Annotated in this window: 14 protein-coding genes; 4 read left to right on the forward strand and 10 right to left on the reverse strand. The window is 34.4% G+C overall.

Annotated features, from left to right (window positions below):
- Window positions 1-921, reverse strand: a 921-nt coding sequence (locus tag O9307_RS03235) for an AAA family ATPase (protein ID WP_298295278.1), incomplete at its 3' end; no start/stop codon positions are given.
- Window positions 922-1,229: 308 nt separating this feature from the next.
- Window positions 1,230-2,210 (reverse strand): tryptophan--tRNA ligase, encoded by a 981-nt coding sequence (gene trpS, locus O9307_RS03240; protein ID WP_298295280.1) that lies wholly within the window; start codon window positions 2,208-2,210, stop codon window positions 1,230-1,232.
- Between the two features lie 260 nt (window positions 2,211-2,470).
- On the opposite strand from trpS, the gene O9307_RS03245 reads away from it, so the two are divergent.
- The gene (locus tag O9307_RS03245) at window positions 2,471-5,125 is read left to right on the forward strand and encodes a glucosidase (RefSeq protein WP_298295281.1); all 2,655 of its coding nucleotides are present in this window, start codon (window positions 2,471-2,473) and stop codon (window positions 5,123-5,125) included.
- A 197-nt stretch (window positions 5,126-5,322) separates the two neighbouring features.
- Here the strand turns inward: O9307_RS03245 and O9307_RS03250 are convergent, their stop codons facing one another.
- From O9307_RS03250 to tatA, 8 genes are all read right to left on the reverse strand, one after another.
- Window positions 5,323-6,351: a hypothetical protein gene (locus tag O9307_RS03250; protein ID WP_298295283.1), complete on the reverse strand. Its 1,029-nt coding sequence runs from the start codon at window positions 6,349-6,351 to the stop codon at window positions 5,323-5,325.
- Entirely contained in the window at window positions 6,329-7,957 is a 1,629-nt protein-coding gene (locus O9307_RS03255) for an NAD(P)/FAD-dependent oxidoreductase (protein ID WP_298295285.1), read from the reverse strand. The genes O9307_RS03250 and O9307_RS03255 overlap by 23 nt, the downstream gene beginning before the upstream one ends.
- A complete protein-coding gene (locus tag O9307_RS03260) occupies window positions 7,932-9,452 on the reverse strand; it encodes a polyamine aminopropyltransferase (RefSeq protein ID WP_298295287.1) in 1,521 nt (506 codons plus the stop codon). Before O9307_RS03260 ends, O9307_RS03255 begins: the two co-directional genes overlap by 26 nt.
- Entirely contained in the window at window positions 9,445-9,660 is a 216-nt protein-coding gene (locus O9307_RS03265) for a DUF350 domain-containing protein (protein ID WP_298295289.1), read from the reverse strand. Before O9307_RS03265 ends, O9307_RS03260 begins: the two co-directional genes overlap by 8 nt.
- A 14-nt stretch (window positions 9,661-9,674) precedes the next feature.
- Window positions 9,675-9,854: a hypothetical protein gene (locus tag O9307_RS03270; RefSeq protein ID WP_298295291.1), complete on the reverse strand. Its 180-nt coding sequence runs from the start codon at window positions 9,852-9,854 to the stop codon at window positions 9,675-9,677.
- A gap of 16 nt (window positions 9,855-9,870) precedes the next feature.
- Window positions 9,871-11,067 (reverse strand): DUF4178 domain-containing protein, encoded by a 1,197-nt coding sequence (locus tag O9307_RS03275; protein ID WP_298295293.1) that lies wholly within the window; start codon window positions 11,065-11,067, stop codon window positions 9,871-9,873.
- 3 nt (window positions 11,068-11,070) lie between these two features.
- A complete protein-coding gene (locus tag O9307_RS03280) occupies window positions 11,071-11,433 on the reverse strand; it encodes an S-adenosylmethionine decarboxylase (RefSeq protein ID WP_024980512.1) in 363 nt (120 codons plus the stop codon).
- A gap of 349 nt (window positions 11,434-11,782) precedes the next feature.
- A complete protein-coding gene (gene tatA, locus O9307_RS03285; RefSeq protein WP_298295298.1) occupies window positions 11,783-11,962 on the reverse strand; it encodes a twin-arginine translocase TatA/TatE family subunit in 180 nt (59 codons plus the stop codon).
- Window positions 11,963-12,220: 258 nt separating this feature from the next.
- On the opposite strand from tatA, the gene O9307_RS03290 reads away from it, so the two are divergent.
- The 3 genes from O9307_RS03290 (at window position 12,221) to O9307_RS03300 (ending at window position 15,426) form a co-directional block, all read left to right on the forward strand.
- Window positions 12,221-12,679, forward strand: coding sequence for a peptidase (locus O9307_RS03290; protein ID WP_298295300.1), 459 nt, complete (start codon window positions 12,221-12,223; stop codon window positions 12,677-12,679).
- 37 nt (window positions 12,680-12,716) lie between these two features.
- Window positions 12,717-14,219, forward strand: coding sequence for a GH3 auxin-responsive promoter family protein (locus O9307_RS03295; protein WP_298295302.1), 1,503 nt, complete (start codon window positions 12,717-12,719; stop codon window positions 14,217-14,219).
- Between the two features lie 85 nt (window positions 14,220-14,304).
- Entirely contained in the window at window positions 14,305-15,426 is a 1,122-nt protein-coding gene (locus tag O9307_RS03300; protein WP_298295304.1) for an ATP-binding protein, read from the forward strand.
- Window positions 15,427-15,696 lie beyond the last annotated feature (270 nt).

Here is a 15,696-nt window from a genome sequence, read left to right on the forward strand (position 1 = left end):
GTGTTTTATACGTTCCGAAGCCAAATAATTTTCCCATAATGCACCAACATCGGTGCGATTGTCTAATCGATTAAAATTGGAAATAATAGCATTGCGAATTCCATTATCATAAAAATACCACCTATTGGATTTGGTAATTTCTTTACGCAAATTTCTGCTAAAACCAGGTACTTTATAAATAACAAACACCTTGGAAAGTAAGTCTAAATAACTTTCTACCGTATTTTTAGAAATACCTAATTGTCTGGCTAATTCTTGCAGTGAAACTTCTTGTCCTACTTGAAAGGCAATCAGTTTTAAAACCTCTAAAATTTTGTTAGAATGTTTGATACCTTCATACACCAAAATATCCTTCAATAAATAGGAATTGAGTATTTCTTTCAAGTAGTTGATTTTGTCGTTCCAATCTGGGTATTGTTCAAGTTCAGGATAGGAGCCAAAAAGCAATCGTTCTTCCAATTTTTGAGTGGTTTCCTTGAAGTTTTCATAGTTGGAAAATTCCATCTGAGCTAGTGAAAATAAATAAATCGTATTTTTTCTTCCCACCAAAGGTTCTCCTAATTTATTAGACAAATCAAAAACCGATGATCCTGTGGCAATGATTTTAATACCCTCAATAGAATCCACAATTAATTTTAGAATCAAACCAATGTCTGGGATGTTTTGCGCTTCGTCAATAACTAATAATTCCGTGTTTGCAAGAAGTCGGCGGTAATTGCTTACGGAACGCTCTTTCAACAAATTTGCATCCTCAATATCTTCGCCGTTCAATTGTAAATATTCTTGTTTTGGGAGCTGTGAAAGATAATTTTTGATAAATGCTGTTTTGCCTACACGCCTTGCACCTAATAAAATAAGTACTTTGTTGGGTAATACTCTTTTGGCAAACAATGCATCTATGCCTCTTTCTAAAAAATCCATAGCCTGAAATTTTAAAATTTAGATACAAATATACTCAAAAAATGTAAATTCAGTCAATAAACTGACCGAATTTACATTAAATCCGTCAGTTAGTTGACTGAATTTACATTAATTTGGTCTATTGAGAAGTGTAGCACTAGTTTATTTGTAGCTAATTATTGAAATGTGCTGCTTGTTTTTTTTATATGGAAAAGAAGTTAAGTAACGAAATCAGCTTAAGGTTTGGGCTTACTTTCACAACGTATTTGAAACAAAAAAGGAATACCCCAATCGGAATATTCCTTTTTATAATTTATTCGTAGTAACGTTTACTGTAACGACTCGAAACCTAATTTCAAGCGTACGCGATCCAAAACACCATTGGCGATAGTTGCTGCTTTTTCGGCACCTTGTTTCAATAAGGCGTCTACTTCTGTCAGGTTATTGATGTAATAATTGTAACGGTCTCTTTCGGTTTTGAATTTTTCTACAATTAGTTCAAACAAGGCTTGTTTGGCGTGACCGTAGCCATAATTACCTCCCAAATAATTGGCTCTCATCGTGGTAATTTGGTCTTCATTGGCCAATAATTTGTAGATAGCAAAAGCGTTACAAGTATCAGGATTTTTTGGATCTTCCAATGGAGTACTGTCGGTTTCGATGCTCATAATTTGCTTGCGCAATGCTTTGTCATCCAAGAAAATATTGATAACGTTATTGGCCGATTTACTCATTTTTCCGCCATTGGTACCAGGAATCAACATACTGTCTTCTTGTATTTTGGCTTCGGGTAATACGAAAGTCTCTCCCATTTGGTGATTGAAACGAGAAGCGACATCACGAGTGATTTCGAGGTGTTGTAACTGGTCTTTTCCTACAGGCACAAATTCGGCGTCATACAATAAAATATCCGCAGCCATCAACATTGGATACGAAAACAATCCAGCATTGACATCGTCTAAACGATCGGATTTGTCTTTGAAAGAATGCGCTAAAGTCAAACGTTGAAAGGGGAAAAAACAGCTCAAGTACCAAGACAATTCTGCTGTTTGAGGTACATCGGATTGTCTGTAAAAGGTAACTTTGTTTACGTCTAATCCACAAGCTAGCCAAGCTGCTGCAGTACTGTAAGTATTGTTTCTTAAGGTTTCGCCATTTTTGATTTGTGTAATCGAATGTAAATCGGCGATGAAAAGGAATGATTCATTTTTTGGATCATTCGATAATGCAATTGCGGGTATAATTGCGCCTAATAAATTGCCCAAATGTGGAGTTCCTGTACTCTGTACTCCCGTTAATATTTTTGCCATTGTAGTAATTTCTGAATCGCAAAGTTCGCAAAGTTTGCTCGCTTTCCTATCATCATTGGCTAAAATTTTACAATTAAGGCATTCAAAAGGTATGGTTCGTTTCTCTGAAAACCTTTCAAAAGACCAAAATTTAGAGATTTAGCATTGTACACTCTGAAAAACAGTTAATCTGGAAGAATTGATTCAGGATTTTTATGGATTTTTTCCACTTTTTTTAACCTTATTTCAATAAATTGCAAAATACAAAAACAAATAGAGCTATGACAGAGATAGACGCAGAAAGAGCCCGATTACTCGAAAGAAAAGACAATAAAGGCTGGAAAAAATGGGGTCCCTATTTAACCGAAAGACAATGGGGAACTGTTAGAGAAGATTATTCTGCCAATGGAGATGCTTGGAATAGTATTACTCACGATATGGCGCGTTCTAAAGCGTATCGATGGGGAGAAGAAGGAATAGGAGGAATTTCAGACAATAAACAGCACATTTGTTTTGCTTTGGCTTTTTGGAATCACAATGATAAAATTCTTAAAGAGCGATTTTTTGGACTCACTGGAAACGAATCCAATCATGGAGAAGATGTCAAAGAAATTTATTATTACCAAGACGCGACGCCAACGCATTCTTACCAAAAAATGCTGTACAAGTATCCACAGGCGGCATTTCCATATGAAAAATTAGTCAAAGAATCCAAAAAGCGCAATCGTCAGCAACCCGAGTACGAACTTTTGGATACGGGCATTTTTGATAAAGACGCTTATTTTGATATTAGCATTGAATATGCCAAAGCGGATGAGCAGGATATTTTGATTCAAATTACAATCGAAAATCAATCGGATGTGGCGGCTCCAATTACGGTTTTACCTACTATTTGGTTTCGAAATACTTGGTGCTGGGGCTACGAAAATTACAAGCACAAACCTTCTTTGGTGGGCAACGGTAAATCTGTAATTCAAGTGAATCATCGTTTGGTTGGACATTATACGTTGTATGCAGAAAATGCAGATGAACTGCTTTTTTGTGAAAACGAAACCAATTTTCAACGTTTGTATCAATCTGAGAACTTAACAAAATATACCAAAGACGGCATCAACGATTATATAATCAATGCTCAAAAAGACACCGTAAATCCGAATAAGATTGGAACTAAAGCTGCAGCAAAATATGAACAATTTATTCCTGCCAAAGGAAAAAAAGTAATCCGATTGCGTTTTACCAATCAAACGCCAACAGCACCTTTTGAAGATTTTGACGCTATTTATGCGCAACGTCTTAAGGAAGCCGATTTGTTTTATGATCGTTTGCAAAAAAACATCAAAGAGGAGCATTTGAAATCGGTACAACGTCAAGCCTATGCTGGAATGTTGTGGACCAAACAATGGTATTATTACAATGTTTATGAGTGGATTAAAGGCGATCCTTCGATGCCTAAACCAGATACGAATAGAAGCAAAGGAAGAAATAATACTTGGAAACATTTGTATGCTTCCAATATTTTATCCATGCCCGATAAATGGGAATATCCTTGGTTTGCCGCTTGGGATTTGGCCTTTCATACTTTGCCTTTGGCACGATTGGATCCTGATTTTGCCAAACGACAATTATCGGTGATTTTGAGAGAATATTATATGCATCCCAACGGACAAATTCCTGCTTACGAATGGTCGTTCTCGGATGTGAATCCTCCTGTACACGCTTGGGCGGCCTGGAAAGTGTATGAAATTGATAAAGAAATGAATGGTGGTAAAGGCGACCGCGTTTTCTTAGAACGCATTTTCCATAAATTATTACTCAATTTCACTTGGTGGGTCAACCTGAAAGACGAAGGAGGGAATAATATTTTTGGAGGCGGATTCCTTGGAATGGATAATATTGGTGTTTTCGACCGTTCGGCGGCTTTACCTACTGGCGGTCACTTAGAACAAGCCGATGGAACGGGTTGGATGGCAATGTATAGTCTAAATATGTTGCGAATTGCCTGCGAAATTGCGATTGAAAATCCGGTGTATCAAGATATGGCTTCTAAGTTTTTTGAGCACTTTTTGCATATTGCAGGCGCTATGCAAGCCATTGGTGGAGACAAATTGAATCTTTGGGACGAAGACGATCAGTTCTATTATGATATGTTGCATAAGGAAAATGGCGAAGCCGAATTGCTTAAAGTGCGTTCGATGGTGGGATTGATTCCGCTTTTTGCTGTTGAAGTTTTAACCCCAGAATTATTAGACCAATTGCCAGATTTCAAGCGTAGGGTGGAATGGGTTATTTCTAACCGACCAGATTTGGCAGCTTTGGTTTCAAGTTGGTACAATCCCGGAAAAGGAGAGAGCAAGTTATTGTCTATTCTTCGTGGGCATAGAATGAAGATGATTATGAAACGGATGTTCGATGAATCGGAATTTTTGTCTGATTTTGGTATTCGTTCCTTGTCTAAATATCATAAAGAGCATCCTTATCGATTTACCTATGATGGAGGAACCGTTCAAGTAGATTATACACCTGCCGAAGCTACCGGAGATATGTTTGGAGGAAATTCCAATTGGCGTGGCCCAATTTGGTTCCCAATGAACTATTTGATTTTGGACTCACTCGAGAAGTTCTTTAACTATTACGGAAATGATTACAAAGTAGAATTCCCAACGCATTCAGGAATAATGATGAATATAAAAGATGCAGCTGATGGCGTTGCGAATCGTTTACTCTCACTTTTTGTCCCTAATAAAGAGCAATTTATACCGATGTATGGGCCTTATGAAAAGTTTCAAAAAGACCCCAACTTTAATTCGAATCATTTGTTTTTTGAATATTTTGACGGCGATACCGGAAAAGGATTGGGCGCCAATCATCAAACAGGATGGACGGGACTCATAGCCGAAATCATTCATCATTTGAATAACGATTCGGAACAAATTTAAATGTAGAGTACTATTTCATCCGAGATAGTACCCTTTTTTCTTTTAAGATTGAGGGTTGGGGTAAAACTTAAAGTTTTCTTTGAAGCAAGTAAAGTATGTTGTTAATCGATTCAGTTTAAGAAATAGAAGTTTATAAAAAACAGCACTTTTTCTATTTGAAGACTATATCCAATGAAGTTTAGGTTTACAAAAAAAAATTATTCGCTTTTTGAGCTGTTGCTTTTCTTCCAAATAAATCCATCCAAGAGATAATGAGTAAATTGTGGTACGGTTAGTAAGGGTACAATTAAGAAATACCAATTTGAAAAATCTTCTGTTGTACCTGACAATTGTTCCTTCCAAACTAAAATTTCCCAAAGATATTCTTCAGAAAAAGCAATCAAAAGCAAAACGAATAAGAAGAGTAAAAGGCCTTTAAAATGTTTGAAATAGTATAACGAATGCAATTCTTTGGATGGTTTTTTATCGATTTCATTCAGATAAATAAGTGCTATGTATGGAATGCCGTGAGAAACGACATTAAGCAAAGTAAAAATCAAATCGTTATTAAAATAAACGATTCCAAAAAACCAAGACAAAATGGTTCCTAGTAGTATTGCATTTTTTGGAATATTGATATAATTATTCTTAACGCCAAAGTAACTTGTTCGGACTACATAAAAAAGAAGAATACAACCGTAAATCCAGCTCAAAACCATAATTAAGAAAGGACTTTCGAAATGCAAGAATTCGTTTTCTACAAACCAATTAAATTCCCTTGGGGATGATAAAAACCAATACAACATTGGGTAAATTGTTGCGGTATAAATTATTAAGTTGTCAATCCAAGCCCATTTTTTAGATTCATTTCGTGCATATAAACGCATAAAGCCATATTGTTGTCTGATGAAATGAAAAACAGCTATATATGCCATTACAGACCAAAAGACTTTACTTCCAAAAGAAAATAAAACGATTCCAATTAAAAAGCATACAATAGGCAAACCGACTAATAATTTTTTTCTTTTCTGAAATTCGCTTGCAACAAAGTAGGTTTTAAATAAAGTAGCATAAACGTGTGCAACATCTATAAAAACAATCAGAAAGAGCCAAGTATAAAACGAATACTTAGTTTCCATTTGTTGCAGCTGTTTTTGAAATAGAAATACAATAGCAACCACCAAAAAGGAAGGCGATAAGATAAATATACTATCTGTTTTGGCTTTATGAATCCAAGGTTGTTGCATCGAGCATTGTATTTACTGTGTTAATTCCTTGATGAAAGGCTTCTTCAAAAATAGAGATACCCGATACATCACTATGAGCAAAAAACAGCGTATTGGCGATAGGTTTTGCAGCTTCTTTTCTGGCATCACTAAAGATAAAATTGGGAACAGGACTAATCATTCCGTGACCTAATAAATGAACTTCGATACTTTCAGTTAGAGATTCAATATTGGGATGGGCTATTTTTAAATCATCAAAAACCATTTGTTTCCAATATTCTTTGGTCTTTTTATACACTTCTCTGCGTGTTTTTTTCAAATCGGCACTAGAGAAACTGTAATAATAAGTGATTACTTTTTTATCCTGAAGTTGTTGAAGGGATTGATGTTGGTCGTAGACATATCCCAAACCTTTTGAACCATAAATTACATTATCCCAACACAAAGGAAAGCTTCCGTTATCGTTTATTTCAGACACAACTAAAGTAGCCAATAACCAAGGAGTGTAATGAAAATGTGAAGCCAAATCTTTTCGGTCTTTCAACAGGTATTGATTTACAAACTGAGGCGTTGCTAGTATCATCTTATTTGCAGTTATTGCAATGGTTGTTTTAGTTTCATTATCAAAAACTTTGGCAACTGCTTTTTGGGTATCATTTTCAATTTCGAAAACCAAGTGGTTTTTTAATGATTTTCCTTTTACATATTTTTTCAAGTGATTGGCTAATCTTGAGTTTCCTTCAGGCCAAGTAAGCACTGAATCTTGACGGTCTTCGGAAGCATTTTGTTTTCTTGCGACAAAATAATGAATGCCTGCATAAGCTGAAACGTAGGCTATTCCTAAACCAAAATCATCTTTACAACAATAATCAATATAATTAAAAAGAGGTTTTGCTGTAAAATTTTGACTCTCGAACCATTGTTCCATAGTCATAGCATCCAATGCTTTTACCTCTTTATTTTGAGAGGATTCAGCAAGAGGTATCGTGAACCAGTACTTTCCTTCCTCATCTTTTTGGGATCTAAAGGCATCCATTAATTTGACAAAACGGATAAATTCTTGATCTTCAGAAGGAGTGTTTCCTGCTTTTGGAACGACTCCTTCTTGCCAATTATTTCTATAAAACAAGCGTTCTTCTGGGGCAAAAGTGAGTTGGGTTTCATCGAATTTTGGAAACCCTTTGGAATCATACCCTACGATGATTTTTTCTTCTTCTAAAAATTGCAATAAGGCTTTGTCCTCGAAATTTGGTAAAGGCAAATAATGGGCGCCTAGTGGATATTTAGAATAGTTGTTCTCGCCATTGGATGAATTGCCACCTAAATGATCTTCCAATTCGACCATTAAAAAATCAGTAATTCCTCTTTTGGTCAGTTGTCTAGCCGCACTCAATCCTGAAATTCCGCCACCCACAATCAAATAAGGAACGGCAATTTCTTTTGTTGGTTTAGGAAAATTTTTTACTCGAAGACGATGCCCCAAAATATGATTGGCTCCTGATAATCGAATCAAAAGAGTAACCACTTTTTCTTTACACGCTTCGAATAAAGGAATAGCGAGTAGCGAAGTGGTTATTATTTTTAGAAAGTTTCTTCTTGAATTATTGTAATTTTCCCCATTCTTCATCGAAATAGCGTACTAAAATTTGGTTATCTAATCGATTGATTTCGATGTCTTTTGAAATCATATCCTGAGAAAAATAATTGAATTTATCAAATTGATAATTATAAAAACGCAAGGTATCTACTTTTCGGTTAACAGTATTAAATGTAGTTCCAAAACCATTAATTGCGATGGTAAAACCCCATTCTCCAAACGATGGAACATACGCATGATAAGCATCAATTTGAGGAAAAACTTGCAGTACCGTTTTATTAATACACCAAAATGATTTGGGTGCAAAATAAGGCGAAGTAGTTTGAATAACCACCACTGCATCTTGGTTTAAAAGGTTTTGAACCGTGGCATAAAAATTAAGCGAATACAATTTTCCTAGACTGTAATTGGATGGATCTGGAAAATCAATGATGACCACATCAAATTTTTCTTGGCAATTTTTTGCCCAAATGTAGGCATCTTTATTAAACACCTTCACTTTTGGATTGTTGAGCGAATTAGCATTAAAACCGCTTAAGATGGTATTGGTTTTAAACATTTTGGTCATTCCTTCATCCAAATCCACAAGAGTTACTTTTTGCACCTCTTTGTATTTCAAAATTTCTCTAACGGCAAGGCCATCACCACCACCTAAAACTAAAATATTGGACACGCTTTTTGCCATTGACAATGCGGGATGCACCAGTGCTTCGTGGTAGCGGTATTCATCGGTCGAGCTAAACTGTAAGTTATTGTTTAGGTACAGGCGATAGTCACTTTTGTTGTGCGTTAAAACAATTCTTTGATAAGGAGTAGTGTTGGTATACACAATATTTTCACCATAGAGTTTCCCTTCTGAGTAGGACAAAATTTTATCAGAGAATATAAAAACAGCTAATAAAATTACAAAGGAAAGTATGGCTTTGCTTCGGACTAAATGCACTTTTTTCAACTCATTTTTGAGTAAGTAACATAGGGCAATTGCAATAGATACATTGATCATTCCGAAGAACAAGGAAGTACCCATAATGCCTAGTTTTGGCACTAAAACCAATGGAAATAATATGGAAGCCAATAAAGCTCCAATGTAATCAAAAGTAAAAACGTTTGAGACTAAATCTTTAAATTCGACTTTGTCTTTCAGAATATTCATCAAGAGTGGAATTTCTAATCCTACTAAACAACCTGTTACAAATACAAGAAAGTAAAGTATAAATTGAAAGGAATTAATACTTTCAAAAAGCAAAAACAAAACCACGGAGCTCAACCCTCCAATTAATCCAACCAAAATTTCAATTTCGACAAAAGTATTGAGCAGATTTTTGGTCAAAAATTTTGAAAAGTAGGAGCCAATTCCCATTGAAAAAAGATAAACTCCAATGATAAACGAGAATTGTTTTACCGAATCGCCCAATAAATAACTGGCCAAAGTACCCGCAACTAGCTCGTAAACGAGTCCACAAGTAGCAATGGTGAATACGGCAAAAAGTAATAAATATTCAAATTTTAAAATCTTTTTACCCATGAATTGCGGCACTAATAATCATTGAAATTCCAATGATAAAGGCTCCAAAAACAATTGCCAAAGCCACATTATTATTCTTTGAAATTTGAGACCAAGTATTTTCGGGAGTTAATTTTTCGATGATAAAATAGGTGATCAATAAAATTGCAATACCTATAAGCGAAAAGATGATAGATGCTAAAATAGGTCTCATAGTTAAAGTTTCCATAGTATTTTGTTTAGTTATTTGTGATAAAAATGATTAACTGAGCGATTGCCTTGTGAAGGGCGATAGTTCTCTGTGGTTTCGCAATCGCAAATGCTATTGCCTTGCCAATTGTAATACACAAAAAGCGCATAAAATAAACCTCCTACGAGCAGTGCAATAAGATTGGTTTGCACAAATTCTTTTACTTTTTCCATATTGTATTAAAAATGATTATTCCCATCTTTTTTGTTCAAATGACTTTTCTAAATAATAAATAGCTACAACAAACACGGTCATAAAAATATAAACCATCCAAACATTTCTTGTAGAAGGACTAGACCAACTCGCTTGAATATGCACTGTTTGGTTTTGAGTATCTTCTTTTGCCTTCATTGGGGTAATGGTCAAATGGTATTTACCAGCAGCGACTCCACAAATATTAAATTCTTCAGAAGTATCGCCTTCAGTCCAATTTTCACCATCGGTATAGCCATGATAGTACTCTATATCCTTGTTCGCATAAACTTCGTCACCATTTTTTTCATTAACCAATGCTACTTGTACATTTGCCCAAGAATTATCTACGTTAGATTGTAATTGAATGGTCAATGGAGCCGAACTTCCTTTTAATTCAAAAGAAGGCGTGATAAAATCTTTTTTAGCATATTCATCAAATGCGATGGAGGTATCGAGAACCTTTTGTTCGACACGATCTTTGTTTAGGAACCAATGAGTAATCAAAATTAAAAAAGCAATTCCACAAAAAATAAGTGCCGTATTTCTAACATTTATAAGAAAGGGTTGTACTTGACCAATGCCTCTTTTTGAAGGTAAAGAAGTAGTAGCAAACGCTTTTTTTATCGCTCTATTTGAAATATGTTTTCCCAAGAAAGCCGTTTGTTGATGGCCCACTTTTTCAAAACTAAGCAAGAAGGGTGGATGAATATATTCTATAAGCTCAACATTTTTGTAAATATCAAAATCGAAAAAGCCTTTTGAGGCGACTAGTTTTGGATAATAATAATCGTAACGATCATAGGTGATTTCGTTATGCTCTACTGTTAAAGGATGATTGCCAACTTTGGTATCATAAGTAATCTCGTTTAGAAGAATCCAATGCCCATCAGATTCAGAGAGGTATAAAAAGTTGCCATTTTTTGATTGTAAAATGTATTCTCTCCACTCAAAGTCTTGGTGTGATTTGATCACTAATCCAGTTACTTGATAGTCAACATTATCAAATACGGCAGTTTTGCCAATCTCAAATGTATTCTCAAAGGAGCAGGGTTGAGACTTCATATAAAGCGAAAAACCTGCACCTTCTTTGTTTTTATAGACATAGTTACAAGCAGGGCAAGCAAAAACTTCAACTTCAAAATTTACCTCAAGAGTTGTAGTTGTATTACAATTATAACAAGGGACAGTCATGTATTATCTATTAATTTCGAATTCCTTTAGAATTTTTGCTTCAAAGTAGCTGATATATTCTTGTGTAATGTCTTTTACTTTTTGTGTATTGTCTTGCAAATAGTTACATAAATATACATCCAAAGTCAATTGATTGAATTCAGGCCATGTATGAATGCAAATATGAGATTCTTTTAAACAAATGGCTATGGTAAAACTATTGTTTTCGAAAATATGTTCACTAATCCCCACTTTTTCTAGTTGGTATTGTGTAATTAAATTTTCAGAAAATTGGATAAAATTTTCACTTGTAGTCAGTTTAGCATTATCTTGTACTTCGAGTGTTACAAGCTTATGTAAACCAGGATAATAGTCGTTTGTAGTCATTAACTAGGCATTGTTGGGGCTAAACTATACTTTTATTTTTACGAATATAGCATTTTTACAATTCCAATAATTCTAAATAAAGAAAATATTAAACAAAAATATCAATTCTACATTTTCTTTGGACAAAATGAACCCAAATTCCGCAGAGACTTCTTTAGTTACAAATCCATAGTCATTCGAATTCAGTCTTTATTTTTTAAAAATCAGAATTGTTTGAAGGTCAATTTTTTATTCATGAAGCTCTTATTTAGAAAAACAACAACCAAAACATTCGTTATCAAAACAAAAATTCCAAACTCCTCACGAAATAGTAAGGAGTTTGGAATTTGTTTTTTTACTTTTGAAAAGCTTATTCTTTTGTTTCTTCTTCTTTTTTCGAAGTAGCTGGTTGGTCGTCTTTGGCGGCGTTTTTGAATTCTTTAATGCCGCTTCCTAAACCTTTCATTAATTCTGGAATTTTTTTACCTCCAAAAAGTAATAAAACAACAGCTAGTATAACTAGGATTTCTGTAACTCCAAATCTTCCCATGATTGTATTTTTTATTGCCGAAGCAAATTTGTACTAATTAATGCTGCAAATGTATATAGAATTCCTTAATCTGTTTTGATTTTGAAGGAATAATTTATTCGCATTCGCGTTAAATATTGATAAATTTGGATTGTCAACACCATAATTACGGTAAAGGTGCTTTAGGCAAACAACCATTAATCGTTATATTTGTCCAAATAAAAAAGAGTTATGTTTAAAAATCGTTTGTTACCGAATCATCTTAAGCAAGTCGCATTCATGAAAAAACGGTTGATTCTAATCAATGAAGAAACCTTTGAGGAATTGTTTTCAATCAAATTGAGTCTTTTGAATGTATTTGTAGCGGGAACTTTGGGCGTTATTTTTTTAATCACTATGACTACCGTACTCATTGCTTTTACCCCGTTGCGCGAATATATTCCTGGGTATTCATCTTCACAATTAAAAAAAGAAGCTACAATTCTGGCATTAAAGACCGATTCGTTGAGTCAGGCGTTAGAGAAAAACGAGGCCTACCTCAAAGCCATCCAAAAAGTACTCACGGGTAAATTAGAACATGTCACCTTCAATAAAGATTCTATTTTGGCACAAACGCAAACAACGATTCCTCCTGAAGCACTCAAAGCCTCGGAAGAAGAATTAAGTTTAAGAAACGAAGTTGCCGAAGAGGAAAAGAAGACCTCTAACGGGCTTGTATCCCACAAAAAGAAAAAGTAAAAACGATCAAAAATAGCTTGTTTTAAATTCAAAATAAATGTCAATAAAAGCCATTGCAGCAAAATTATTTGCGAAGAAAATAGTTCGAAAGACACAAGAATGGGCACAGCATCCCGTTGCCACACAAGAGGTTGTTTTTAAACAATTAATAAAAGAAGCCAAGAGCACTCAATTTGGAAAAGACCATCATTTTGAACAAATACAATCGCATGCCGATTTTGTTCAAAATGTTCCCATCAGAGATTACGAAGGATTAAAACCGTATGTAGACCGTGTGGTGAATGGAGAGGAAAATGTACTTTGGAAAGGCAAACCAATTTATTTTGCCAAAACTTCGGGAACGACATCAGGTGCTAAGTACATTCCGCTAACCAAAGAGTCGATGCCGACACATATTCAAGCCTCTCGAAACGCCATTTTGCATTATATTCATGAAACGGGCAATGCTGATTTTGTAGATGGGAAAATGATTTTCTTGCAAGGAAGTCCAATTTTAACCGAGAAAAACGGTATCAAATTAGGAAGATTATCGGGCATAGCCGCTCATTTTGTTCCGAGTTATTTGCAAAAAAACAGAATGCCCTCTTGGGAAACCAATTGCATCGAAGATTGGGAAACCAAAGTGAATGCTATTGTAGAAGAAACTTTCAAAGAAGACATGCGCGTGATTTCTGGAATTCCGTCTTGGGTGCAAATGTATTTCGAAAAATTGCAACAAAAGGGGCAAAAGCCAGTTGGAGAATTGTTTCAAAACTTCAATCTTTTCATTTATGGAGGTGTTAATTTTGAACCTTATCGCGCCAAATTCGAGAATTTAATTGGTAGAAAAGTAGATAGTATCGAACTTTTTCCTGCTTCCGAAGGCTTTTTCGCCTACCAAGATTCTCAAAAAGAAAAAGGAATGTTGTTGCTTTTGAATTCAGGAATTTTTTATGAGTTCATTAAAAGTGAGGAATTTTTTACCGAGAGTCCAAAGCGTTATACCATAGGCGAAGTCGAATTGGGCGTAAATTATGTACTGATTATTTCTACCAATGCGGGACTTTGGGGTTACAATATTGGTGATACAGTACAATTTACTTCATTGAAACCTTATCGCGTTATTGTTTCGGGTAGAATCAAACATTACATTTCTGCTTTTGGGGAACACGTGATTGGCAAAGAGGTAGAAAGTGCGCTGCAAGAAGCGATTCAAAACACTAATATTCGCATCAATGAATTTACGGTGGCGCCGCAAATCACGCCAAAAGAGGGATTGCCTTATCACGAATGGTTTATTGAATTTGATTCCGAGGCTTCGATAAAACCAGAGGATTTAGAAGCTTTTGCAGAAGCCATAGACCAAGCCATGCGCAAGCAAAATATCTATTATGATGATTTGATTGTAGGCAACGTTTTGAGAAAAGTAGTCATCACCAAAGTCGCCAAAAACGGTTTCCAAGACTACATGAAATCCATCGGGAAATTGGGCGGACAAAATAAAATTCCGCGATTGAGTAATGATCGAAAAATTGCGGACGTGTTACCTAAAGCACAATAAAAACCTTTATTTTTCCATTACGATAGAAAATAAACTACTTTTTTTTCTATCGTAATGGAAAAATTAGGTATTTTTGAAATAAAAAATGATTGCTAGAACCATTATAAAAACGATTCAAGAAGAGTTTTTTCAAAAAAAAGCGATAGTTATACTTGGGGCTAGACAGGTTGGCAAAAGTACTTTGTTAAAGAATTTGCTTCAAAATCAATCTCATGTTTTATGGCTAGATGCAGAAAATCCTGATGTGTCTTTGATTTTTGAAAATGCTAATGCCACACGTTTGAAATCTTTTTTTGGAGACAATACATTTGTGGTAATAGACGAAGCACAAAAAATTCCTGATATTGGTAGTAAATTAAAGTTAATTACAGATCATTTGCCTGAAATTCAAGTAATTGCCACAGGTTCTAGTGCTTTCGAATTAAGAAATCAGCTCAATGAGCCCTTAACGGGAAGAAAATTTGAGCATAAATTGTTTCCGATTTCATTCATTGAAATGAAAAATGAAATTGGCCTTTTAGAAGAAATCAGAATGCTTCCTCATCGCTTGGTTTTTGGATATTATCCCGAAATAGTAACCACCAAAAACAATCCTGAAAAAATATTGAGATTAGTATCGGATAGCTATTTATACAAAGATGTTTTATTATTTAAAGGTATTCGAAAACCAGAAAAAATGCAAGAATTACTTAAAGCTTTAGCATGGCAGATTGGTAGTGAAGTAAATTACAATGAATTAGGAAAAATGATTGGTTTGAAGAGCGAAACTGTCGAAGATTACATCCATTTGCTTGAGCAATCATTTGTAATCTATAGACTAAATTCTTTTCATAGTAATCAACGAACTGAAATTAAAAAGGGGAAAAAAGTATATTTTAATGATCTAGGTATTCGAAATGCCATTATCAATGACTTTTCCCCATTTGAAACTAGAAAAGATAAAGGCAATTTATTTGAAAATTATGTTATTAATGAGTTAATAAAATCCAGTGAATACAATGAACGTTTTGAAAAATTTTATTTTTGGCGCTCTCAAGAACAACAAGAGATCGATTTAATCATTGAAAAAAATGGCCAATTGAGAACATTTGAAATCAAATGGAATGCAAAAACAAAAGCGAAATTAACAAAAACATTTGCCAATCAATATCCAAATCATACTTTTACGGTCATTAATAGCAATAATTTTTATGATTATTTGGACTAAAATTGCTATTTAAGTAATCAGAATAAAATAATGTCGTATTTTATTGTTTATATGTAGTTAAATTTGTATATTTATCTCATTATGAGATATGTAACCCTAAAAAAAGAAGAGATTGAAGTGTTAGAACACCTGTACGTCCCTGATATAGGTTGACCACAAAAGTCAATTTATATGAAAGCAAATTTAAAGAATGTTCGAAAAGTACGGCATTATTCAGAAGATTTTAAACGAGAGATTGTTTCTGTTTTTGAAAGTGGCAAATTAAGTGTT

Origin of the sequence: Flavobacterium sp. (genome assembly GCF_027531905.1) — a bacterium.
Taxonomy (GTDB): domain Bacteria; phylum Bacteroidota; class Bacteroidia; order Flavobacteriales; family Flavobacteriaceae; genus Flavobacterium.

Bases quoted from the DNA above. Each gene is read 5' to 3' on its own strand.
- O9307_RS03250 (WP_298295283.1), bottom strand. From the start codon at position 6,351: ATGCAACAACCTTGGATTCATAAAGCCAAAACAGATAGTATATTTATC.
- O9307_RS03300 (WP_298295304.1), top strand. From the start codon at position 14,305: ATGATTGCTAGAACCATTATAAAAACGATTCAAGAAGAGTTTTTTCAA.
- O9307_RS03280 (WP_024980512.1), bottom strand. From the start codon at position 11,433: ATGACTACAAACGACTATTATCCTGGTTTACATAAGCTTGTAACACTC.
- O9307_RS03295 (WP_298295302.1), top strand. From the start codon at position 12,717: ATGTCAATAAAAGCCATTGCAGCAAAATTATTTGCGAAGAAAATAGTT.
- O9307_RS03255 (WP_298295285.1), bottom strand. From the start codon at position 7,957: ATGAAGAATGGGGAAAATTACAATAATTCAAGAAGAAACTTTCTAAAA.
- O9307_RS03265 (WP_298295289.1), bottom strand. From the start codon at position 9,660: ATGGAAACTTTAACTATGAGACCTATTTTAGCATCTATCATCTTTTCG.
- O9307_RS03245 (WP_298295281.1), top strand. From the start codon at position 2,471: ATGACAGAGATAGACGCAGAAAGAGCCCGATTACTCGAAAGAAAAGAC.
- O9307_RS03275 (WP_298295293.1), bottom strand. From the start codon at position 11,067: ATGACTGTCCCTTGTTATAATTGTAATACAACTACAACTCTTGAGGTA.
- O9307_RS03270 (WP_298295291.1), bottom strand. From the start codon at position 9,854: ATGGAAAAAGTAAAAGAATTTGTGCAAACCAATCTTATTGCACTGCTC.
- O9307_RS03290 (WP_298295300.1), top strand. From the start codon at position 12,221: ATGAAAAAACGGTTGATTCTAATCAATGAAGAAACCTTTGAGGAATTG.
- tatA (WP_298295298.1), bottom strand. From the start codon at position 11,962: ATGGGAAGATTTGGAGTTACAGAAATCCTAGTTATACTAGCTGTTGTT.
- trpS (WP_298295280.1), bottom strand. From the start codon at position 2,210: ATGGCAAAAATATTAACGGGAGTACAGAGTACAGGAACTCCACATTTG.
- O9307_RS03260 (WP_298295287.1), bottom strand. From the start codon at position 9,452: ATGGGTAAAAAGATTTTAAAATTTGAATATTTATTACTTTTTGCCGTA.